Origin of the sequence: Haemophilus sp. UMB1048 (genome assembly GCF_030218125.1) — a bacterium.
Classification (GTDB): Bacteria; Pseudomonadota; Gammaproteobacteria; order Enterobacterales; family Pasteurellaceae; genus Haemophilus_D.
Window position 1 is genome coordinate 78477 of the sequence record NZ_JASOPB010000003.1, and the last position, 23075, is coordinate 101551.

At 41.0% G+C, this 23075-nt stretch carries 21 protein-coding genes, 6 tRNA genes and 3 pseudogenes; 19 read left to right on the forward strand and 11 right to left on the reverse strand.

What is annotated here, in order from left to right; translation table 11 throughout:
• Positions 1-88 precede the first annotated feature (88 nt).
• Positions 89-1279, reverse strand: coding sequence for a cystathionine beta-lyase (gene metC, locus QP437_RS03500; protein ID WP_285266976.1), 1191 nt, complete (start codon positions 1277-1279; stop codon positions 89-91).
• Positions 1280-1420: 141 nt separating this feature from the next.
• On the opposite strand from metC, the gene QP437_RS03505 reads away from it, so the two are divergent.
• From QP437_RS03505 to QP437_RS03525, 5 genes are all read left to right on the forward strand, one after another.
• Positions 1421-2023, forward strand: a complete 603-nt coding sequence (locus tag QP437_RS03505) for a peroxiredoxin C (protein ID WP_014065088.1) — start codon at positions 1421-1423, stop codon at positions 2021-2023.
• 90 nt (positions 2024-2113) lie between these two features.
• Complete coding sequence (gene pgsA / locus QP437_RS03510) at positions 2114-2671, forward strand: CDP-diacylglycerol--glycerol-3-phosphate 3-phosphatidyltransferase (RefSeq protein ID WP_285266977.1); 558 nt, start codon at positions 2114-2116, stop codon at positions 2669-2671.
• Positions 2672-2826: 155 nt separating this feature from the next.
• Positions 2827-2902: transfer RNA gene (locus QP437_RS03515), tRNA-Gly, on the forward strand.
• A gap of 4 nt (positions 2903-2906) precedes the next feature.
• A tRNA-Leu gene (locus QP437_RS03520) sits at positions 2907-2993 on the forward strand.
• An 18-nt stretch (positions 2994-3011) separates the two neighbouring features.
• A tRNA-Lys gene (locus QP437_RS03525) sits at positions 3012-3087 on the forward strand.
• A 138-nt stretch (positions 3088-3225) separates the two neighbouring features.
• On the opposite strand, the gene miaB is transcribed toward QP437_RS03525, so the two are convergent.
• From miaB to QP437_RS03555, 6 genes are all read right to left on the reverse strand, one after another.
• Complete coding sequence (gene miaB, locus QP437_RS03530) at positions 3226-4650, reverse strand: tRNA (N6-isopentenyl adenosine(37)-C2)-methylthiotransferase MiaB (protein WP_177989689.1); 1425 nt, start codon at positions 4648-4650, stop codon at positions 3226-3228.
• Between the two features lie 151 nt (positions 4651-4801).
• Positions 4802-5626, reverse strand: a complete 825-nt coding sequence (cpdA, locus tag QP437_RS03535) for a 3',5'-cyclic-AMP phosphodiesterase (RefSeq protein ID WP_285266978.1) — start codon at positions 5624-5626, stop codon at positions 4802-4804.
• Positions 5627-5645: 19 nt separating this feature from the next.
• Positions 5646-6257, reverse strand: coding sequence for an ADP-ribose diphosphatase (gene nudF / locus QP437_RS03540; protein ID WP_285267066.1), 612 nt, complete (start codon positions 6255-6257; stop codon positions 5646-5648).
• Positions 6258-6417: 160 nt separating this feature from the next.
• The gene (xseA, locus tag QP437_RS03545) at positions 6418-7737 is read right to left on the reverse strand and encodes an exodeoxyribonuclease VII large subunit (RefSeq protein WP_285266979.1); all 1320 of its coding nucleotides are present in this window, start codon (positions 7735-7737) and stop codon (positions 6418-6420) included.
• On the reverse strand, positions 7737-8948 hold the full coding sequence (locus QP437_RS03550; RefSeq protein WP_285266980.1) for a cupin domain-containing protein: 1212 nt from the start codon (positions 8946-8948) through the stop codon (positions 7737-7739). The genes xseA and QP437_RS03550 overlap by 1 nt, the downstream gene beginning before the upstream one ends.
• Positions 8949-8952: 4 nt before the next feature.
• Positions 8953-9279, reverse strand: coding sequence for an RnfH family protein (locus QP437_RS03555; RefSeq protein ID WP_049364381.1), 327 nt, complete (start codon positions 9277-9279; stop codon positions 8953-8955).
• An 80-nt stretch (positions 9280-9359) separates the two neighbouring features.
• Between QP437_RS03555 and QP437_RS03560 the strand changes: the two genes are divergently transcribed.
• The 4 genes from QP437_RS03560 (at position 9360) to tesB (ending at position 12498) form a co-directional block, all read left to right on the forward strand.
• Positions 9360-9776 carry an EamA family transporter gene (locus QP437_RS03560; protein ID WP_065244332.1) on the forward strand — a complete coding sequence of 139 codons (417 nt, stop codon included), beginning with the start codon at positions 9360-9362 and terminating at the stop codon, positions 9774-9776.
• Positions 9777-9836: 60 nt separating this feature from the next.
• Complete coding sequence (gene pth, locus QP437_RS03565; RefSeq protein ID WP_014065080.1) at positions 9837-10421, forward strand: aminoacyl-tRNA hydrolase; 585 nt, start codon at positions 9837-9839, stop codon at positions 10419-10421.
• Between the two features lie 67 nt (positions 10422-10488).
• Positions 10489-11580 carry a redox-regulated ATPase YchF gene (gene ychF / locus QP437_RS03570; RefSeq protein WP_049355809.1) on the forward strand — a complete coding sequence of 364 codons (1092 nt, stop codon included), beginning with the start codon at positions 10489-10491 and terminating at the stop codon, positions 11578-11580.
• A gap of 57 nt (positions 11581-11637) precedes the next feature.
• Positions 11638-12498, forward strand: coding sequence for an acyl-CoA thioesterase II (tesB, locus tag QP437_RS03575; protein ID WP_285266981.1), 861 nt, complete (start codon positions 11638-11640; stop codon positions 12496-12498).
• A gap of 24 nt (positions 12499-12522) precedes the next feature.
• Here tesB and rnhA read toward each other — a convergent pair whose 3' ends face one another.
• On the reverse strand, positions 12523-12984 hold the full coding sequence (rnhA, locus tag QP437_RS03580) for a ribonuclease HI (RefSeq protein ID WP_005699219.1): 462 nt from the start codon (positions 12982-12984) through the stop codon (positions 12523-12525).
• Between the two features lie 59 nt (positions 12985-13043).
• On the opposite strand from rnhA, the gene dnaQ reads away from it, so the two are divergent.
• From dnaQ to QP437_RS03615, 7 genes are all read left to right on the forward strand, one after another.
• Positions 13044-13805 carry a DNA polymerase III subunit epsilon gene (dnaQ, locus tag QP437_RS03585; RefSeq protein ID WP_285266982.1) on the forward strand — a complete coding sequence of 254 codons (762 nt, stop codon included), beginning with the start codon at positions 13044-13046 and terminating at the stop codon, positions 13803-13805.
• Between the two features lie 87 nt (positions 13806-13892).
• Positions 13893-13969: transfer RNA gene (locus tag QP437_RS03590), tRNA-Asp, on the forward strand.
• 27 nt (positions 13970-13996) lie between these two features.
• A tRNA-Asp gene (locus QP437_RS03595) sits at positions 13997-14073 on the forward strand.
• A 27-nt stretch (positions 14074-14100) separates the two neighbouring features.
• Positions 14101-14177, forward strand: a tRNA-Asp gene (locus tag QP437_RS03600).
• A 111-nt stretch (positions 14178-14288) separates the two neighbouring features.
• Entirely contained in the window at positions 14289-15809 is a 1521-nt protein-coding gene (gene der / locus QP437_RS03605) for a ribosome biogenesis GTPase Der (RefSeq protein WP_285266983.1), read from the forward strand.
• A gap of 210 nt (positions 15810-16019) precedes the next feature.
• Positions 16020-17108 carry a tetratricopeptide repeat protein gene (locus QP437_RS03610; RefSeq protein ID WP_285266984.1) on the forward strand — a complete coding sequence of 363 codons (1089 nt, stop codon included), beginning with the start codon at positions 16020-16022 and terminating at the stop codon, positions 17106-17108.
• Positions 17109-17174: 66 nt separating this feature from the next.
• Entirely contained in the window at positions 17175-18242 is a 1068-nt protein-coding gene (locus QP437_RS03615; protein ID WP_285266985.1) for a tetratricopeptide repeat protein, read from the forward strand.
• A gap of 101 nt (positions 18243-18343) precedes the next feature.
• Here the strand turns inward: QP437_RS03615 and QP437_RS03620 are convergent.
• From QP437_RS03620 to recO, 3 pseudogenes are all read right to left on the reverse strand, one after another.
• Positions 18344-18990, reverse strand: a pseudogene (locus QP437_RS03620) (IS1595 family transposase).
• 95 nt (positions 18991-19085) lie between these two features.
• Positions 19086-19235: pseudogene (locus tag QP437_RS03625) on the reverse strand (TRAM domain-containing protein); the annotation flags it as partial.
• Positions 19235-19941 (reverse strand): annotated as a pseudogene (gene recO, locus QP437_RS03630) (DNA repair protein RecO). The pseudogenes recO and QP437_RS03625, both read right to left, overlap by 1 nt.
• Before the next feature lie 226 nt (positions 19942-20167).
• On the opposite strand from recO, the gene rbsD reads away from it, so the two are divergent.
• Genes rbsD through rbsC form a run of 3 tightly spaced genes read left to right on the forward strand, consistent with a single transcriptional unit; the run spans position 20168 to position 23074 of the window.
• Positions 20168-20587: a D-ribose pyranase gene (rbsD, locus tag QP437_RS03635; protein ID WP_285266986.1), complete on the forward strand. Its 420-nt coding sequence runs from the start codon at positions 20168-20170 to the stop codon at positions 20585-20587.
• A 9-nt stretch (positions 20588-20596) separates the two neighbouring features.
• Positions 20597-22093: a ribose ABC transporter ATP-binding protein RbsA gene (rbsA, locus tag QP437_RS03640; RefSeq protein WP_285266987.1), complete on the forward strand. Its 1497-nt coding sequence runs from the start codon at positions 20597-20599 to the stop codon at positions 22091-22093.
• A gap of 15 nt (positions 22094-22108) precedes the next feature.
• Positions 22109-23074, forward strand: coding sequence for a ribose ABC transporter permease (gene rbsC, locus QP437_RS03645; RefSeq protein WP_273403741.1), 966 nt, complete (start codon positions 22109-22111; stop codon positions 23072-23074).
• Position 23075: the final 1 nt, after the last annotated feature.

Sequence of the window (23075 nt, forward strand, 5' to 3'; positions counted from 1 at the left end):
GTTGCTAAAGTTGCTAAAAATGCTGACTATGATAAATCAACTCAAAGATTGAGTAAATAAGGGCTGTTTACATAAACAGCCCTCTTTCTTATTTGATTCGGTCAAAGCCTGCTTGAAGATCGGCAATTAATTCATCCGTGTCTTCAAATCCAATGTGCACACGAATTAATGAACCTGTTAATTTACGCTCAATACCTGGGCGAATTTTTGCAATCTCTTCTGGTTGATTACATAAAATGAGTGATTCAAACCCGCCCCAAGAATAAGCCATTGTGAAAAGATCAAAATGATCCATAAAGGCGGAAAGCTCCTCATCGTTTAAACGTTTATGTAATTCAAAAGAGAATAAACCGCTTGCGCCGGTAAAATCACGTTTAAAGTTTTCATGGCCAGGACAGCTTGGCAACGCAGGATGATACACTGCTTTAACTTGTGGTTGCTCACTTAACCATTTGGCCACTTTTAAACTACTTTCATAATGTTGTTTTAATCTCACACCTAAGGTGCGAATGCCACGAGCCGTCGTATAGGCAGAATCAGCATCAACCATTTGCCCCATTAAATAGGAATGTTCGCGCAATTTATCCCAAGTACGCGCATTAGCCACAGCAGTACCAATCATAATATCAGAATGCCCCACTAAATATTTGGTCCCAGCTTGAATAGAAATATCAATACCGTGTTCTAGCGCTTTGAATAGTACGCCCCCTGCCCATGTATTATCGATCATAACGACGATTTCAGGGCTTACTTCTCGAACCGCTTTAACAATCGCAGGAATATCAGGTACTTCCATCGTTAAAGAGCTTGGCGACTCTAAAAATAAAACTTTCGTATTTGGCTGCACGAGTTTGGCAACATCTGCGCCTATCATGGGATCATAATAGGTCGTATCAATATGCATTTTTTTCAAAATTACATTACAAAAATCTTGTGTCGGTTCATAGGCTGCCCCTGTCATTAAGACATGATCGCCTGTTTCCACAAAGGATAAAATAGCATTTGTTACCGCTGCAGCCCCACAAGGATAAAGATAACAGCCTGCGCCCCCTTCCATTTCACACATTAAATCTTGAAGTGCAAAATGCGTTAACGTGCCACGGCGTCCGTAGAAAAGCTCTCCTTTGTAACGATTTTTTGTACAATGTTTTTTATCTGCAATAGTCTCAAATACTAAAGAAGATGCACGTTGAACCACGGGGTTAACTGAGCCTTGACTAAAACGTTTTTTACGCCCAGCATGAACCAGTTTGGTCGATAAGGTATGATGTTCTGACATATATTTCACCTGTAACTTAGACAATATTAATTAATTCAATAGATAAAAACAGCTGTTAAAGTGCGGTTAATTTTCTTAAAATAATCGGCGACTTTTTGCATCCGCAAAATTTTTATTAACTTTCATATAGGAATTATGACTATGGTATTAGTAACTCGTCAAGCTCCAGATTTTACTTGCGCTGCAGTTTTAGGCAACGGAGAAATCGTTAATAACTTCAATTTCAAGAAACACATCAATGGTAAAGCGGCAGTATTATTCTTCTATCCATTAGACTTTACTTTCGTTTGCCCATCTGAGTTAATCGCATTCGACCACCGTTACGAAGAGTTCAAAAAACGTGGTGTTGAAGTTGTTGGTGTATCTATCGACTCAGAATTCACTCACAACGCATGGCGTAATACCCCAACTGAAAACGGCGGTATCGGTGCAGTTAAATATGCATTAGCTGCAGACGTTAAACACGAAATCGCTAAAGCATACGGTATCGAACACCCTGAAGAAGGTGTTGCGTTACGTGGTTCATTCTTAATTGACAAAAACGGCGTTGTTCGTCACCAAGTGGTTAATGACTTACCATTAGGTCGTAACATCGATGAAATGTTACGTATGGTAGATGCATTACAATTCCACGAAGAACACGGTGAAGTTTGCCCTGCTCAATGGGAAAAAGGCAAAGAAGGTATGAAAGACAGCCCTGAAGGTGTTGCTAAATACTTGAAACAAAACGCTGACAAACTTTAATTTTTAAGAAAAAGCCACATTAAGTGGCTTTTTTTATTTTTGTAGATCCTTTAAAATGAACCTATCTTTAACCAAAGTGCGGTTATTTTTATGAAATATAATATTCCCATTTTCCTGACGATTCTCCGAGTGATTTTAATTCCATTCTTCGTCGTGGCATTTTATTTGCCAATTCCTTCAGCACCTTTTATTACAACGCTTATTTTCTTTATCGCGGGTCTCACCGACTGGTTTGATGGCTATCTTGCTCGAAAATTAAAACAAACAACTCGCTTCGGCGCTTTCCTTGATCCTGTAGCTGATAAAGTGATGGTTATTACTGCCCTTGTGTTAATCGTGGAATATCAACATTCTTTTTGGATTACTATCCCTGCTATTATTATGATTTCACGCGAAATCATAATCTCTGCTTTACGTGAATGGATGGCTGAATTGGGTGAACGTAATAAAGTAGCCGTTTCATGGATGGGAAAAGTGAAGACGACCTCTCAAATGCTTGCTTTAGGTGGGTTACTCTGGCGATATAATGTCTATATGGAAACATTGGCAATCATACTTCTCTACTTGGCAGCAATCTTAACAGTATGGTCGATGCTCCAATACTTGAAAGCAGCAAAAGGCAGCTTGTTAGATAACATTGAATTATAGAATTGGCTAAATTTTAAATGAAAGGTGCGGTTATTTTAATCGCGCCTTTTATTTTTGAATTATTTTTAACCAATTAAAAACTTTTTTTACGAATTTTATTTGACACAATACGATAAATCCGTAAAATACGCCCCGTTGTTTGACAACAAGCAAACGCGGGAATAGCTCAGTTGGTAGAGCACGACCTTGCCAAGGTCGGGGTCGCGAGTTCGAGCCTCGTTTCCCGCTCCAATTTGCCCGAGTGGTGGAATCGGTAGACACAAGGGATTTAAAATCCCTCGCCTTTCGAGGCGTGCCAGTTCAAGTCTGGCTTCGGGCACCATTTCAAAATTATACCAGTGGGTCGTTAGCTCAGTCGGTAGAGCAGCGGACTTTTAATCCGTTGGTCGAAGGTTCGAATCCTTCACGACCCACCACTTTAAATCAGCACCTTAACGGGTGTTTTTTTATGCCTAAAATTTAGGGTAACGACTTTCCTACTCTCTTTTCTAAAAAACACATAAAAAAATAACCGCACTTACGTACGGTTACTTATCTATAGTTATTTTAAACGATTAGCCGTGATAACGTCCTACGCCTAATTCATCTTCTTTACGAGTACGGTTCATCACTTCTTGTGGAGATTGTGCAATACGTAATCCCATTTGATCTTCAGTTCGTACTACATCGCCACGTAGAGAGTTAGTATAAACATCTGTAATTTTGATATCGACAAACTTACCGATCATATCTGGTGAGCCTTGGAAATTCACAATACGATTGTTTTCCGTACGTCCTGTTAATTCCATAATATCTTTCTTAGACGGCCCTTCCACCAACACGCGTTGCTCTGTACCAAGCATACGGCGACTATATTGTGCCGCTTGTTGGTTGATACGCTCTTGTAAAAGATAGAGACGTTGTTTTTTCTCTTCCTCGGTTACATCATCTGGCATGTCTGCTGCAGGTGTACCTGGACGCGCGGAATAGATAAAGCTAAAGCTCATATCAAAATTCACTTGCGCAATTAGATTCATTGTTTGTTCAAACTCTTCATTGGTTTCACCTGGGAAGCCAACAATGAAATCTGAGCTGATTTGGATATTTGGACGCACTGCACGTAATTTACGAATGATCGATTTATATTCTAACGCGGTATGACCACGTTTCATCATGGTTAAAATACGGTCTGAACCAGCTTGTACCGGCAAATGTACGAAGTCTACTAATTCAGGTGTGTCACGATACACATCAATAATATCATCAGTAAATTCGATTGGGTGGCTGGTAGTAAAACGTAAACGGTCGATACCGTCAATAGATGCTACTAAACGCAATAATTCCGCAAATGTACAGATACCGCCATCAAATGTCGGGCCACGATATGCGTTTACGTTTTGGCCTAATAAATTGATTTCACGAACACCTTGCTCGGCTAACTGCGCAATTTCAAATAATACATCATCAACAGGACGGCTCACTTCTTCACCACGGGTATAAGGCACCACGCAGTAAGTACAATATTTATTACAACCTTCCATAATAGACACAAACGCAGTTGGACCTTCTGCGCGAGGCTCTGGTAAGCGGTCAAATTTCTCAATTTCAGGGAAACTTACATCCACCACCGAACTTTTACCGCCACGGATTTGGTTAATCATTTCTGGCAAACGATGTAAAGTTTGCGGACCAAATACGATATCTACATAAGGCGCACGATGACGAATATGCTCGCCTTCTTGTGATGCTACACAACCGCCCACACCAATCACTAAGTTTGGATTTTGTTTTTTTAATTCTTTCCAACGACCTAACTGATGGAACACTTTTTCTTGTGCTTTTTCACGGATAGAACAGGTATTTAGAAGTAACACATCTGCTTCTTCTGGAATATCAGTTAATTCCAAACCATGTGTATTTAAGAGAAGATCGGCCATTTTTGATGAATCGTATTCATTCATCTGACAGCCCCATGTTTTAATATGTAATTTTTGCGTCATATTGCTTAAAAAATAAAGATTAGTAAAAAGATAAAATCGGTCGGCTATTGTACAGATTTGTGGGAATGCTGGCTAGTGTAAAATGGACTTTTACCCCTTTCGGTATAGAAAAAGTGCGGTTAAAATCACCTGAATTTTAACCGCACTTTGTTTAGTATCCTTCTTCCTCCATATTTGGCAGGAACGTTTTGTGTTTGATTCTCTTCACTCTCGTTTCAATTCGCCCATCTGGATATAGCTCAATTTCACGCCAACCTGGTTGTAAGGTATCTAAAGCAAAATAGTTGCTGTCCGGCTTAAATTGAATACAAGTCGCTGGTGTTGCCATGGTTTGATAACCTTGCCAATAGCCATCGACTTCTTGATGAATATGACCGTATAAAATCCCTTTTACATTGTTGAATTGAGACAGAACCTCTGAGAATTCATGCGCATTACGTAAGTTATGCTGATCAAGCCATGCTGAATTTGTTGGCAATAAATGGTGATGTAAGACGACTAAGCTATGACGCGCTGGATTTTCCGCTAATTTCATTTTTAACCAATCTAGCTGATAAGCACTTAATTCACCATGAGGCACACCAGAAACTTGGCTATCTAACAAAATCACTTGCCAATGTTTTCCAAGAAGTAAATGTTTTGACGCGTTAATCGGCGGTTGGCTTAAATGCTCGACCATTTTGGGTTGAAAATCATGGTTACCCGGAAGCCAAAATACTGACTTATTTAACGGTTTAACCATTTCAACAAATCGTAGATAACCTTCGTCACTACTATCTTGTACTAAATCACCCGTCGCAAGCACGACATCATAATCAAAAGACTCCGCCTGAATTTCTTTTAACACCTGAGAAAAGCTCCCGTGCGTGTTGATACCTAATAAGTCTTTGCTTGTATCCTTAAACAAATGAGGATCGGTGATTTGTAATAATTTGACGATCTCACTCGCGGATTCGCATTCAAATGTATTGCTCATGGGACTCCTATTGCCAGCGCTACCGCAATTGGGCGTAATTTAATTGAAGCCATTGTAAGCCCATTACTGCAATGCCATTATCAATTTTACCTTCGCACATCCATTGATAGGCTTGCTCACGTTTCACCACATGAACACGGATGTCTTCATTCTCTTCAGCTAAACCATGAAGTCCCTTAGCTTGTGAGCTATCTACTCGACCGACAAACAAATGAATACGTTCTACGACACCGCCCGGGCTATCCCACACGCTTAAACAATGTGTGAGATCTTGAACAGATACACCAGCTTCCTCTTCACTTTCACGCAAAGCCACTTCTTCAGGTTGTTCACCCTCTTCGACCATGCCGGCGATCAATTCTAATAACCAAGGAGAACGAGCAGAAGCAGGTTGATATGCACCAATACGTACTTGTTCCACTAAAACCACCGCATCTTCTTTCGGATCGTAAGCAATCACGGCAGAAGCAGCACCTTTGACCAACAACTCCCGTGTCACAACACCACTTTCGCCACCGGCAAAAAGCTTGTGTTTGAACTGTACTTTCTTAAGTGTAAAAAAACCTTTATAAACAGTTTCTTCATTAAGAACTTCAATATCATGCTGACTAAACTGTTGAATTTCTGACATCATTACTCTCCTAGTATCGAGGTCGCATAATACTCCCATAAAAAAATAAAAAAAACTGAACCCTCTATTTTTTTGTCGAAACTTTGAAGCCGGTCACAAAAAAAGAAAACCTATGATGATTTCTTATTCATCATAGGTTTACATTAAGAATCTATTTGAATTAACAAACGCGGCTGGTTATTTCTCCATCTGCCACCTTCGTTTTAATGGTGTCGCCTGTTTTGACTTGTTTCACACTCACAATAGCATGTCCTTTGGCATCTTCTGCGATGGAATATCCTCGAGCCAATACTTTTAATGGACTTAATCCATCTAACTTGCCACATAATGTCGCTAATTTATTTTGACGTTCCGTGACTTGACGATTCGCCCCTAAATTTAACCGCACTTGTAACTGAGCTAAATACTGCGATTGTTTTTGCAATCGATAAGGCAACGGATTTTGTTTTAAGCGCGCTGAAAGTGCGGTCAATTTTTGCTGCGTTTTATCCATTTGACGCTGCATCGCTAACAAGAGACGATGATGTAATTGCGCAGTTTTGGCTTTTTGCATCAATAATTGATTTTGCGGATGTTGGTTTTGCAGGCGTAAACGTAACTGTTGCAAACGTTGTTGTTGCTGACTAAAAATACGATCTAATGCCATCTCCAAACGCTGTTGCTTATAAGCTAACTGTTGAAGTAATTCCTGCTGATTGCGACTCACTAACTCCGCAGCAGCAGAGGGGGTTGGTGCACGTAAATCAGCCACAAAATCGGCGATGGTGACATCGGTTTCGTGACCTACCGCACTGATAATTGGTAAATTAGAACGGAAAATCGCACGTGCGACTTCTTCTTCATTAAAGCACCAAAGATCTTCTAAAGAACCACCACCACGGCCGATAATCAATACATCCACTTCTTGACGTGCATTAGCGAGCTCAATCATTTGGACGATTTCAGCCGTTGCTTCTTTGCCTTGCACTGCCGTTGGATAAATCACCACTTTTAAACTGGGATCTCGGCGAGCCAAAATATGCAGAATATCTTGCAACGCTGCGCCAGTTGAAGAGGTCACAATACCCACCGCTTTAGCAAAGTCTGGCAAGCTTTTCTTCAGGTTTTGTGCAAACACCCCTTCAGCCGCCAATTTCATTTTGAGCGCTTCAAATTGCTGTTGCAACAATCCCTCACCAGCAGGGTGCATGGATTCAATAACCAGCTGATAATCACCGCGAGGCTCATATAAACTGACATTCGCTCGCACTAAGACTTGCATGCCGTTTTGCGGACGAAATCCCACCCGCAAATTTTTCATGCGGAACATCGCACAGCGAACTTGGGCATTTTCATCTTTTAGCGTTAAATACCAATGCCCAGACACAGGTTGAGTGAAATTAGAAATCTCTCCTGTAAGCCAAATCTGTGAAAAATTCCCTTCCAACATTTGGCGGGCTGCGCTGTTCAGCTGGGAAACGGAGTAAATGTTTTCAGACATTATTCAATCAACACCCAACCGTCATCCAGCCAGTTACAAATCGAATCAAGCAATAATTCCATTGTACTTTCAGGATCTTCTGTATCATTCACTAAGTTGTTTAAAAATGCCCAATCTAGCGCTTCACCATCGGAAAGGCGTTTCAACACTTCCGCTTCAATGACATTCACTTCATCCAACCATTCGCCATTAGCATAAATGCGGAGCGGATTTTCGGTGTAAAGCAATTTGCAGTTATTGTCCTGCATTAATACACCTTGTTCCTCTTCTAAAATTGACCGCACTTCGTCAGGATCGGACATTTCATCGGATACTAACATTTCATAGCGACGTGAGCTCACTGTACTGGCTACTGCTTGTTTGAACAAGGTATCAAAGGCATCAGACTCTGCCAATTTCGCTAAGAATTGTTTTTTCATTGTCTGAATATTTTCATCCGCCAATTTGCCCGTACGCTGCTCTGCTTGCGTTAAACGTAACGGTAATTGGAATTCGCTTAAATTCAATTCAGGATCTTGATGACAAAACGCTTTATTCACGTTATCGAAAATATCCGCTAAATTCGGATAACGCAAACCAAAAGAAAAGGTCAAACAATCATCTTCAGCTACACCATAATGCGACATGCGAGCAGGAATATAAAGAATATCACCTGGATTCATCACTTCATCAATGACCAATTCGCCCATATCATCAAAAATACGAATCGGCTGATTCGGTTTAAATTCTGTAGAAGAATCACACCATTTACCTAACTGCCAACGGCGATGACCATAACCTTGCACCAAGAATACATCATATTCGTCATAATGCTTACCAACGGAACCGCCTTTAGGTGCATAAGACACCATAATATCATCGCGTTGCCATTGCGGGATAAAGCCAAACTTATTCCAAAGCTGACCGAGTTCAGTGCTCCATTGTTCTAAATTTTGGACGAGCACCGACCATTTCTCCGGTACATCCGCAAAATCTTCTTCGGATAACGGACTGAAAAACACTTTCCAATTATCATCTGAAAAGGTTTTCACTAAACGCGCGGTCACATCTTCGCCTTGTGCTAATTCGATGATATCGTCCGGCTCAAATTGACCAACAATTTCAGGCAAGCCATTACGAATAATTAATGGTTTTTTCTGCCAATAATCACGCAGGAAAATTTCAGGGGTAATGCCATCAGGCAGACAATATTGGTTGGAAAGTGCGGTCATTTTTTTACTCCTTTTCCTGTTTTTCTTGTTGAGCTTTTTCTTGTGCGGCTTTGGCTTGCTCTGCTGCACGTTTACGACGAATTTCTTTAGGATCGGCTAATAATGGGCGGTAAATTTCAATACGATCGCCGTCTTTTAATTGATCGTTTAGTTTTGCTGGACGGGAATAAATCCCCACTTTATTTTCACGCAAATCGATCTCGGTAAATTGTTGTAAAATGCCCGATTGTAAAATAGCCGTTTGAATCATTGTGCCTTCATCCACTTTGAAGGACTTCAAATAATAGCGATCCGGCAAGGCATAAGCGATTTCAATATTAATTTGGTTCATGTCTTATTCTGTCTTGATGAGTTTTCCGTTATTATAGCGGAAAAGTGCGGTCAATATTAACGATAAAATAGGAGCACATCATGAATTGGGTATTTTTTGCCATTGGTTCAGCCTTTTTCGCTGGACTTACCGCTATTTTAGGCAAATTAGGGGTTGAAGGCATTAACAGCAATCTCGCGACCTTTATCCGTACAATTGTGGTGTTACTCGTTACAGCAGGTATCATTAGCGCACGTAACGAATGGCAACTGCCACAACATATTGCTGCAAAACCGTTTACCTTTTTAATTCTTTCTGGTGTTGCTACGGGCCTATCTTGGCTTTGTTATTATCGCGCGTTACAAATGGCGCCCGCCTCTTGGGTTGCGCCCATTGATAAACTCAGTGTGGTGATAGCCATTATTTTAGGCGTGGTATTGTTAGGCGAACCCTTAAGTATGAAATTAGTCATAGGAAGTCTATTAATTCTCTCCGGTGTTTTAGTCTTAGCCTTATAGATTGAGAAATTAGCCCTTTTTCGCTACAATACGCCACTATTTTTATTCAAGTAGAAAACTATGTCTGAAATTAAACTCATCGTGGGGCTGGGAAACCCTGGCGATAAATATGCGGAAACCCGCCACAATGCAGGGGAATGGCTGATTGAGCGTTTAGCTCGTCGTTTTAATGTTTCACTTAATGCAGAAAATAAATTCTTTGGTTACGTGGGAAAAACACTGATTAACGGCAAAGAAGTGCGTTTTTTAGTGCCAACGACGTTTATGAATTTAAGTGGAAAAGCCGTAGGCGCACTTGCTAATTTTTATCGCATCAAACCAGAAGAAATTTTAGTGCTACACGATGAATTAGATTTACCGCCTGGCACCGTAAAATTAAAACAAGGTGGCGGACATGGCGGACATAATGGTTTAAAAGATATCGTGGCACAGCTTGGTAACAGCAACAATTTCTATCGTTTACGCATTGGCATTGGCCATCCTGGACACCGTGATTTAGTTTCAGGTTTTGTGCTTAACAAACCCGCGCCTGCAGAAAGAGAAGCGCTCGATAAAGCGTTAGATGAAGCCACCGATTGCATTGAATTGCTTTTCAAAGAAGGCATGGTGAAAGCCACCAATCGCTTAAACAGTTTTAAAATTTAACTCAGAAGTGCGGTGAAAAAACACCATAAATTTTAACCGCACTTACGCTTACAATAAGGAAAACATCATGGGATTTAAATGTGGTATCGTTGGTTTGCCAAACGTCGGTAAATCTACCCTTTTTAATGCATTAACCAAAGCCGGTATCGAAGCGGCAAACTATCCGTTTTGTACAATCGAACCAAATACTGGCGTGGTACCAATGCCGGATCCGCGTTTAGATGCGTTAGCGGAAATTGTTAAACCTGAACGCGTATTACCCACCACCATGGAGTTTGTGGATATCGCTGGTTTGGTTGCGGGTGCAAGTAAAGGTGAAGGCTTAGGTAATAAATTCCTAGCTAACATCCGTGAAACTGATGCAATTGGTCATGTTGTTCGTTGTTTTGAAAATGATGACATCGTGCACGTTGCGGGTAAGATCGATCCATTAAGCGATATCGAAACCATCAATACCGAATTAGCCCTTGCTGACTTAGATAGCTGCGAACGTGCTATTCAACGTTTACAAAAACGAGCTAAAGGTGGCGATAAAGACGCAAAATTTGAGCTGTCTGTGATGGAAAAAATCCTTCCTGTACTTTCTGAAGCAGGTATGATTCGTTCTGTTGAATTGGATAAAGATGAGTTATTAGCAATTAAAAGCTACAACTTCCTCACATTAAAACCAACCATGTACATTGCGAACGTGAATGAAGACGGTTTTGAAAATAACCCATATTTAGACAAAGTACGTGAGTTTGCAGAAAAAGAAGGCTCTGTTGTGGTGCCTGTATGTGCGGCGATTGAAGCAGAAATTGCTGAACTTGATGATGATGAAAAAATCGAATTCTTACAAGATCTTGGTATTGAAGAACCAGGCTTAAACCGTGTAATTCGTGCGGGTTATGCCTTATTAAATCTTCAAACCTACTTCACTGCGGGTGTGAAAGAAGTGCGCGCATGGACAGTTTCTGTGGGTGCAACCGCCCCTAAAGCAGCGGCTGTAATCCACACAGACTTTGAGAAAGGCTTCATCCGTGCTGAAGTGATTGCTTACGATGACTTCATCCAATTCAAAGGTGAAAACGGAGCAAAAGAAGCAGGTAAATGGCGCTTAGAAGGTAAAGACTACATCGTGCAAGATGGTGATGTTATGCACTTCCGCTTTAACGTATAAAAACGCTTTAGACCGCATGATTATGCGGTCTTTTTGTATTTATAAAAGGAAAAAACAATGTCAGATAAATTAAATCAACTCATCGAATTGTTAAAACTAGAAAAAATTGATGATCTTATCTTTCGTGGTGCGAGTGAAGACTTAGGTTTTCGCCAAGTGTTTGGCGGTCAGGTTGTGGCGCAATCTCTTTCTGCTGCGATGCAAGTTGCCCCGCCTGAGCGAGTACTCCATTCCTGCCATGCTTACTTTTTAGCACCTGGCGATAGTCAACACCCGATTATTTATGATGTAGAAACTTTACGTGAAGGACGCAATTTCTCTGCGTTACGCGTAAAGGCCATTCAACATAAAAATGTGATTTGTCATGTCACTACTTCATTTCAAGTACCCGAAGAAGGCTTCGACCATCAATCTGCTATGCCGCAAGTGCCAGGCCCTGAACAATGCATTGATGAACACGAAATCATGTTAAAAGTGGCGCAGACTTTGCCCGAAAGCTTGAGTGAAAAATTTGCCCAAGAGCGACCATTTCAGATTCATAGCCGATATTTGAATAATCCATTTGATGGTCGTGAACTCCCACCCGAACAATATGCTTGGTTTAAAACCAATGGAGAAGCACCATTAGATTTGCAGACGCAACAATGTCTCTTGGCCTATTTTTCTGATTTCCACTGTATTTTGACCGCACTTCACCCACATGGGAAAGGCTTTTTACAGAAAGGGATGAAAGTGGCCACAATCGACCACAGCATTTGGTTCCACCGTCCTTTCAATTTAAATAATTGGCACTTACATGCCATTGAAAGTAACAATGCTTTTGCAGGGCGTGGTTTAGCGAGAGGACAAATTTTTGCTGCAGATGGCACATTAATTGCCACCACACAGCAAGAAGGGTTAATTCGTTATCAAGAATAACTGCACTTTAAAACAAGGTGCAGATTAGCCTTCGTAACCGATATCTTCGAAAGTTGGGTTTTCTGCGCCTTGTTTGGCTAACTCATCACAAATTTCATTTTCTCGATGGCCTGAATGGCCTTTTACCCACTGCCAATCAATGTTATGGGTTTGAATCGCCTGATCTAAGGCAATCCATAAATCTTGGTTTTTTACCGCTTTTCCCGTACTCGCTTTCCAATTGTTTTTCTTCCAATTGTAAATCCATTGTGTGATGCCATTTTTCATATATTGGCTATCGCTATAAAGCGTCACATGGCAAGGCTCTTTTAAGCTATTTAAAGCCTCAATCACTGCTCGTAATTCCATGCGATTATTGGTAGTTTTGAAATACCCTTTTGAAATATGTTTTTCGTGCTGTTTATAGCGCAGGACAATCCCTATGCCACCGGCTCCCGGATTGCCTAGGCAAGATCCATCCGTAAAAATTTCAATCTGTTTTTGCATAACTAATTCGAGCTTGTGTAAAATAGGCAGTATTTTAAAGGAAACAGATAGGTAGAACAATGATAAATCCGGATCGCCAAATTGTACTGGATACTGAAACCACCGGTATGAACCAAATTGGTGCGCATTACGAAGGACATTGCATTATTGAAATTGGCGCGGTGGAAATGATCAACCGTAAATATACGGGCAATAATTTTCATATTTATATTAAACCGGATCGTTTGGTTGATCCCGATGCCATTAAAGTTCACGGTATTACGGATGAAATGCTGGCGGATAAACCGGATTTCAAAACGATTGCACAAGACTTTATTGAATACATTCGTGGTGCCGAACTGCTGATTCATAATGCCCCCTTCGACGTGGGCTTTATGGACTATGAATTCCGTAAACTTGGGTTAGATATCAAAACGACCGATATTTGCCTCGTCACCGATACATTGCAAATGGCTCGCCAAATGTATCCTGGAAAACGTAATAGCTTAGATGCATTGTGTGATCGTTTAGGCATTGATAACAGCAAACGAACACTCCACGGTGCGTTACTGGATGCGGAGATTTTAGCCGACGTTTATTTGTCCATGACGGGCGGTCAAACCAGTCTATTCGATGAAGATCATGCGGATAGTTCAATTATCCAAGCTGGTGCTAATATGCAAGATCTTCAAAGTGCGGTCAATTTTTCGCAAAATTTAAAAGTATTACAACCCACTGATGATGAAATCCAAGCCCATTTGGATTTCCTTAAATTGGTCAATAAAAAAAGCGACGGCAAATGTTTTTGGTCTATTCGTACGAGTGACGAAACCTCACATTAATCGGTTATCTATTAATCAGATAAACATAAAAAAGAAAAAAAAGATTGACGGTTTTAACGTTCATCATTATCATACCCAGCACTTAGCGGAGTGGTAGTTCAGCTGGTTAGAATACCTGCCTGTCACGCAGGGGGTCGCGGGTTCGAGTCCCGTCCATTCCGCCAATTTAAAACTTGTCTTAATATACTCACGGAGTGGTAGTTCAGCTGGTTAGAATACCTGCCTGTCACGCAGGGGGTCGCGGGTTCGAGTCCCGTCCATTCCGCCAATTTAAAACTTGTCTTAATATACTCACGGAGTGGTAGTTCAGCTGGTTAGAATACCTGCCTGTCACGCAGGGGGTCGCGGGTTCGAGTCCCGTCCATTCCGCCAATTAAGCCGAGATAATGAAGCACCAAAAGGTGCTTTTTTTATGCCCGAATTTTACCTGCCAGCCAACATTCGCTATAATTAACCAAATTTACACTTTACAGAGATATTTTTATGACAACTCCTGTCGTTGCCTTAGTGGGTCGCCCAAACGTAGGTAAATCCACCCTATTCAACCGTTTAACCCGTACTCGCGATGCGCTTGTCGCTGACTTCCCTGGTTTAACCCGAGATCGTAAATACGGTCATGCCAATATTTCTGGCTATGATTTCATTGTGATCGATACCGGCGGTATTGATGGCACTGAAGAAGGCGTTGAAGAAAAAATGGCGGAACAATCCTTATTAGCGATTGAAGAAGCCGATGTAGTGCTTTTCTTAGTGGATGCGCGTGCAGGTTTAACAGATGCAGACATTGGCATTGCCAACTACTTACGCCAACGCACTAATAAAACAACCGTCGTGGTGGCAAACAAAACTGATGGTATCGATGCTGATTCACACTGTGCGGAATTTTATCAATTAGGCTTAGGTGAAATTGAACAAATCGCCGCATCACAAGGCCGTGGCGTGACTCAATTAATGGAGCAAGTACTTGCACCTTTAGCGGAAAAATTACAAGAAAACGAAGCAGAAAATGACCGCACTTCTGATGAAGAAGAAAAAGATGAATGGGATCACGAATTTGACTTCGATTCAGAGGAAGATACTTCATTAATTGATGAAGCATTAGACGAAGAGCTTGAAGAAGAACAAGATAAAAATATCAAAATTGCGATTGTAGGCCGTCCAAACGTCGGTAAATCGACATTAACCAATCGTATTTTAGGTGAAGATCGCGTGGTCGTTTACGACATGCCAGGCACAACACGTGACAGTATCTACATTCCAATGGAACGCGATGGGCAACAATACACCTTGATTGATACAGCGGGTGTGCGTAAACGTGGTAAAGTGCATTTAGCCGTTGAGAAATTCTCTGTTATTAAAACGTTACAAGCGATTCAAGATGCAAACGTGGTATTACTCACAATTGATGCGCGTGAAAACATTTCAGATCAAGATCTCTCTCTACTTGGCTTTATCTTAAATGCAGGTCGCTCACTTGTGATCGTCGTGAATAAATGGGATGGCTTAGATCAAGATGTGAAAGATCGCGTCAAATCTGAATTAGATCGCCGTCTTGATTTCATCGACTTTGCCCGTGTGCATTTTATTTCTGCTTTACACGGCAGTGGCGTGGGGAATCTTTTTGATTCGATTAAAGAAGCTTATGCTTGTGCGACACAAAAAATGACGACGTCCCTTCTCACCCGAATCTTACAAATGGCAACGGATGAGCACCAACCACCAATGATTGGCGGTCGTCGTATTAAATTAAAATACGCTCACCCAGGTGGCTATAATCCACCAATTATCGTGGTGCATGGTAACCAAATGGATAAATTACCGGATTCATACAAACGTTATTTATCTAATTATTATCGTAAGAGTTTGAAAATTATTGGTTCGCCAATTCGCTTGCTATTCCAAGAAGGTTCAAACCCATTTGCGGGTAGAAAAAATAAACTCACACCAAACCAATTACGTAAACGTAAACGTTTAATGAAGTTTATCAAAAAAGCGAAACGCTAATCTTAACAAACAAAGAGCGGTCAAAAATCACTGTGAATTTTGACCGCTCTTTTTTATTATAAAAACCACATTAAAAAATGAGTAATATAAAGTTATCAATTTGTTTTTTGATGAAAGTTTTAATTTTAAGGTGATATTGTTAAAATATAATTTACATTATTTAAAAGAATGTTTAGACTAAATTTTAATCCATCCAAAGCACATTCAAATATGAAAAAACGTAATATCATTTTCTTACTTATCCCGCTAATTACTGCTTGCGGAGTAAATTCATTTTCAGCATCAGACCGTAACGATACTCAAACGCTTTCTGCACCCAAAGCATTTGATCCCAAACGCACAGAATACACCTGCGCCACTTGGACACCACCATCACCGCCTGATGCAGAATCACACCGTTGGTATCGCGCTGCCACTCTGATTCATGCTGAAGGTTGGCGCAAGAATACACGTCAAGCGCAAGATATGATTACCCTATATGAAGCGGCTGCGTCGAAGGGGCATTATCAGGCAATCAACAACCTTTATTTACTTTATACCAATGGACATGGTGCAAGTGGTACTTTGTATGCTCCCCAGCCCAGTCGCGCCCGCAAATGGCTGCATTACGGTTTAGACAAAAATTGGGCGATGGCAAACTACTGGTTGTTTGATGCGCTGTATGAAGGAAATGCGGGCTACCGCCACAACCCGAAACTTGGTCTTGCTTACCTGCAAAAAGCGGTGGATTTGGGTGTGCCGCTGGCTCAATACGAATTAGCGCGGATTTACGATAAACAATTTAAAGATTACAGCACACGTGAACTGCTGCTTGGTTGTGCAGCTAGACAGGGTTTTTCTGCTGCCATGAGAGAATTGTATATGGTAAAGATCATACGCTATGGCAATCTAAAAGAAGCACTGTTATTAATGCATAATGCGGTACGACAAGGAGGAGAGGGTGGAGGCAAAGCAGCCTTAGGAATGTCTATGATTTATACTAAAGATAAGGAGATTATGCATCAATTTAACGCCACTCCTGCCGATCCTGTTCGTGAAGCAGCTTATACTGAATTGAATAAAGCTCTTCTAGGCACGGGCACTAAAAGCGGCAACCCCTTCTACACCTTCCCGCGCCTAGACGAAGTCCTCCCTCTGCCACCTGCCAAAACCCATTGGAAAGGCATCTACTCTGCAATGAGTAAAGAAGACGCGGCGTTCTACCAAAATCCGCCTGACACCGCCGCCCTTGCCGCCGACATTCTCAAACGCGGTATCGTCAAAAAAGAAGAGGTCTATTGGCCACCGCGTAAAGACTAAAGAACAGGCCGTCTGAAATCTGGAAGGGTTATTGTCAGACGGCCTTAACACAAACAAATCGATATCATGAAAAAATTTATTTTTGTCTCCTTACTTGTTCCCCTGTTGGTTTCCTGCAGTTCGGTTTCGCCGTCCCAATCCCAACCGGCACCCGAAGCCTTTGATTCCAAGCGTACCCAATACACCTGCACGACTTGGACACCACCATCACCGCCTGATGCAGAGTCACACCGTTGGTATCGCGCTGCCACTCTGATTCATGCTGAAGGTTGGCGCAAGAATACACGTCAAGCGCAAGATATGATTACCCTATATGAAGCGGCTGCGTCGAAGGGACATTATCAGGCAATCAATAACCTTTATTTGCTTTATACTAATGGACATGGTGCGAGTGGGACATTGTATGCTCCCCTTCCCAGTCGTGCCCGAAAATGGCTGCACTACGGTCTGGACAAAAACTGGGCAATGGCAAACTACTGGTTGTTTGATGCGCTGTATGAAGGAAATGCAGGCTACCACCACAATCCGAAGCTTGGTCTTGCATACTTACAAAAAGCAGTAGATTTAGGAGTACCGCTGGCGCAATATGAGTTATCCTTAATTTATGATAAAAAATTTAAGGATATGAAAAATCGTGAATTGCTACTTGAATGCGCCGCTAGGCAGGGCTTTTCTGCAGCTATGAATGAATTGTCTAGGGTTAAGCGGATTCGTTATGGTAATTTAAAAGAATCCTTGCAATTAATGCATAATGCATTGCGACATGGTGGTGAAGGAGGAGGAGAAGCCGCCTTAAAGCTAACAATGGTTTATGCCAAAAATAAGTCACTTATGGATAAATTTATTGCTACCCCTGCTGATCCTGTCCGCGAAGCAGCTTATGCCGAGTTGGAAAAAGCCCTTATGGGAACAGGCACCAAAAGCGGCAATCCCTTCTACACCTTCCCGCGCCTAGACGAAGTCCTCCCTCTTCCACCAGCCAAAACCCATTGGAAAGGCATCTACTCCGCAATGAGTAAAGAAGACGCAGCGTTCTACCAAAATCCACCTGATACCGCTGCTCTTGCTGCCGATATCCTTAAACGCGGTATCGTTAAAAAAGAAGAGGTCTATTGGCCGCCGCGCAAGGATTAATCGTTAATAAGCATTAAAAAAGCGGTCAGATTTTAAAAGCAATTTGCTTGAAAATCTGACCGCACTTTATTGAAAAATAAAGGGGCTGACGTAGATTAGCCCTAAATACCACTCCATTTTCGCAATGTTTTAAGTTGTTTTTTTGGTGATCTAAAGTTAAACCGAAATTCACATTCCTTCAAGAGTAAAGGAAAGTTTTTTCGGTCGATGCCATTATATTTTCGGAGTATTGCCTGACTCCAGAAATTTTCTATTCCATTTATGTGGTTTTGTTTCACCGCAAATAGTTCGGAATGATTGATTGTTAGTGGTGAAATTTGCTCACATCAAGAGCATCATAGCTTCGATAAGTATCGGTATGAACCCAGCTGTTAGTCTTGATTTTCCTCGCAATAACAGGCATTAATGTCTCTGTTCTGGTATTTTCTACCACTACCGTAAATACTTTTCCTTGTTGCTTTAACAAACCGAATACAGCAACTTTTCCTGCTGCGCCTCGACCTCGTTTTCCTTTACGAGGACCGCCAAAATAGCTTTCATCAAGCTCAATTTGACCATCAAAAACCTCATCGGCTTCAAAGGCTAAATGATAGCTAATGACTTCACGAATTTTTCTGTAAAACAAAATCCCTGAATTGGCTTGGATACCGAGTAAATCAGCCGTTGCTCGGGCTGTAACTTCTAATACAAGAAATTCAAGGAGCTTATTTTGTATAGATTTATTTAATTTACAATGAGTTATCTTCATTCTTATAGACTAGCACACTTGCTAATCTACGTCAGCCCCATTTTTTGTGTTATGCCTAATCCGTATTGGCATTTTTCTTCCGTGACACGAATTTAGACTTTTTCCGTTGGCAACGCATTTTCCACAAACCACGTTTTTCCTTGGATTTTTGCTACGCCTAAACCTTGATAATCAAGATCCACAATTTCCGCGATTAAGTGCGGTGATTTTTTTGTGGTTTTTGGGGGAGTGTAGAATAATGCCATTATTTCAAATGTAATATGTTTTGTGTGAATAATTCTCGACTTTTCAAGGTCGCATTCCCCAAGTAAGGTTTTAGCGCGATACGTGTAAAACGTTTTGCTGCCTGCAATACTGACGGATCTTGAAAATTTTTCGTCTCAAAAGCGAGTAACTCTTTGCCATAAAAGGTTAAATTATCTTTAATTAAAGACGCGATAAATCCTTTTTCTTCTCGGTAACGATAAGTCATTTCACTCTCCACAGGAAGACCTGAACCCGCGCAATGCGTGAAACTCACAGCATATCCCAATGTTTGCAACAATTGAAACTCAAAGGTGCGTAGTGCCGGTTCAACCGAAGTGTCCGTTGCTAGACGAGTTAAGCATTGCAAATAACATTGAAATAAGAGCGAATGAGAGGTTTCTGGTTCAATGACGCGTGAAATCAATTCATTGACATAAAACCCACTAAATAATGCCGTCTGTTGTAAAGGTAAGGTAATCGCTGCGGGTTCTGCTTTAGTCAATGTTTTTAAACTGCCTTTTCCTATCCACCGTAACAGCAATGGTGTAAAAGGCTGCAATATGCTTTTCCACGCAGAACGTTTGGCTCGCGCGCCTTTTGCAAGCACGGTTAAACGCCCTGTTTCTTCCGTAAACAGATCGACTAACAAACTCGTTTCCTATATGCTTTACGATGCAAAACAAATCCGCGTTGGAAATTTTCAATCGTTACGTAGGTTGTCAATTATCCTATTAAAAAGTCGCGCTATTCTAGCAGAAATTTGACCGCACTTTTAGCATTATCTCTAATAAGTTATAACTAAAAATTTGTGATCTATTTCACAAAATTAAACAAAAGTATTTCTCTTTTTATTTTTTTCTCGTTATCTTTTGCATACAAATTTCATCGAAACGTTTCGATGAATGAAAGATAAACATGATGGAGCGCAAAAATGAAAAAAACAACAATTTTAAATGCTCAACTTTCTCATGCTATTGCGACCCTTGGGCATACAGATATGGTCACAATTTGTGATGCGGGATTACCTATTCCTGAATTTGTGGGGCGCATTGATTTAGCGTTAACCCAAGGCATTCCTCGTTTTCTTGATACGCTTTATGCCACCACAAGTGAAATGTTTGTGGAACGTGCCATTTTGGCGGAAGAAATTAAACAAAAAAATCCACAAATTTTGACCGCACTTTTGGAGCATTTAGCTGAACTGGAAAACATTCAAGGCAATAACATTCCTGTGGAATATATTTCCCACGACGATTTCAAAAAAATGAGCCACGAATCCAAAGCGATTGTGCGTTCAGGGGAATGTTCACCTTATGCGAACGTTATTTTAGTGTCTGGTGTGCCATTTTAGGACGATGTTATGGAACGAGAAACACTCTTAAAAATTAGTGGTATCGATAAATCTTTCCCTGGTGTTAAGGCATTAAGTAATGCTTGTTTATCTGTTTATGCTGGGCGTGCTATGGCATTAATGGGTGAAAATGGCGCGGGTAAGTCAACATTAATGAAAATGCTGACAGGGATTTATAGTAAAGATGCAGGAACAATTGAATATCTTGGTCAGCAAGTCATGTTCAAAGGTCCTAAAAACTCGCAAGAAGCGGGCATCAGCATTATTCACCAAGAATTAAATTTGGTGGGTAATTTAACCATTGCTGAAAATATCTTCTTAGGTCGTGAATTTACTACGCCTTTTGGATCTATCGATTGGAAAAAAATGCACGCAGAAGCGGATAAGCTATTAGCACGTCTAAATGTCCCCCATAGTAGCCATCAACTTTGTTCAGAATTGTCCATTGGTGAGCAACAAATGGTGGAAATTGCGAAAGCCTTAAGTTTTGAAAGCAAAGTCATCATTATGGATGAACCAACGGATGCCTTAACAGATACGGAAACAGAAGCACTATTTAATGTTATTCGTGAGTTAAAAGCGGAAAAACGAGGCATTGTTTATATTTCGCATCGTATTAAAGAGATTTTTGAAATCTGTGATGATGTGACGGTTTTACGTGATGGTCAATTTATCGGTGAAGTGGCTATTGCGGAGTTAACTGAAGACCGTTTGATTGAAATGATGGTTGGGCGTCGTCTTGATGAGCAATATCCCCATGTTGATGTTCCTGAAGGCGAAGTCCGTTTAGAAGTTAACCAACTCTCTGGTAGTGGTGTGCACAACGTGAGCTTTACATTGCGTGCGGGTGAAATTCTAGGGATTTCAGGCTTAATGGGCGCAGGGCGCACAGAATTAATGAAAGTGCTTTATGGTGCCTTACCTAAAGAAAGCGGTGAAGTGCGGTTAAATGGGAAAACGATTTCAAATGATTGTCCGCAAGACGGCTTGAATAATGGCATTGTTTATATTTCAGAAGATCGTAAAGGTGATGGTTTAATTTTAGGGATGTCGGTAAAAGAAAATATGTCACTGACTGCCTTAGATCATTTTTCAAAAGTTGGTCGTATCCGCCACGATTCGGAGCAACTTGCGGTAGATGATTTTATCTTAATGTTTAATATCAAAACCCCAAGTCGTGATCAGCAAATTGGTTTACTTTCAGGGGGAAACCAACAGAAAGTGGCGATTGCAAAAGGGTTGATGACCCGTCCTAATGTTTTAATTTTAGATGAACCAACACGTGGTGTTGATGTTGGGGCGAAAAAAGAAATTTACCAACTCATTAATAAATTTAAACAAGATGGCTTGAGTATCATCATTGTGTCATCAGAAATGCCTGAAGTGTTGGGAATGTCAGATCGCATATTAGTGATGCGAGAAGGACGAATTAGTGGTGAATTTTCTCGCGAAGACGCGACACAAGAAAAATTACTTGCCGCTGCAATTGGTAAAAGTGCGGTTTAAACTGACGGAGTTTTTATGAGTACGCAAAATACGTTCAAATTAGGCAAATTCTTACTCGAACAACGTTCTATTGTGGCGTTATTAGTTCTGATTGCCATTGTTTCATTTATCAACCCTGATTTTTTCTCGATTGATAATATTCTCAATATTCTTCGCCAAACGTCGGTGAACGCAATTATTGCGGTGGGAATGACATTCGTGATTTTAATTGCAGGGATCGATTTATCTGTCGGCTCTGTATTGGCATTAACCGGCGCGATTGCCGCATCACTGGTGGGCAGTGAATATCCGATTTTATTGGTGATTCCCGCTGTTTTAGTATTAGGTACATTGCTTGGTGGTATTAGTGGTGCCATTGTGGCAAAAGGGAAAGTTCAAGCTTTTATCGCAACCTTAGTGACGATGACATTATTACGTGGTGTGACCATGGTTTATACCGATGGTCGTCCAATTAGTACGGGCTTTTCTGATGCCGCCGATCAGTTTGCATTCTTAGGAACAGGCTATTTGTTGGGGATTCCTGTGCCAATTTGGTTAATGGCAATTGTTTTTGCGGTGGCGTGGTACATTTTAAAACACACTCGAATTGGACGTTATATTTACGCCTTAGGGGGCAATGAAGCCGCCACTCAACTTTCAGGGATTAATGTCAATAAAATCAAAATTTTTGTCTTTGCTGTCAGTGGTTTCTTGTCTGCATTAGCGGGTTTGATCGTGACTTCACGTTTATCATCAGCCCAACCCACGGCTGGCGTTTCTTATGAATTAGATGCCATTGCAGCAGTCGTTGTCGGCGGGACAAGTTTAATGGGCGGTAAAGGGCGCGTTATGGGAACACTTATCGGTGCTTTAATTATTGGTTTCCTAAATAACGCATTAAATTTATTAGATATTTCATCTTATTACCAAATGATTGCCAAAGCGTTAGTGATTTTAGTGGCAGTACTCGCAGACAATTACCTTGGTAGTAAAAAAGCATAAC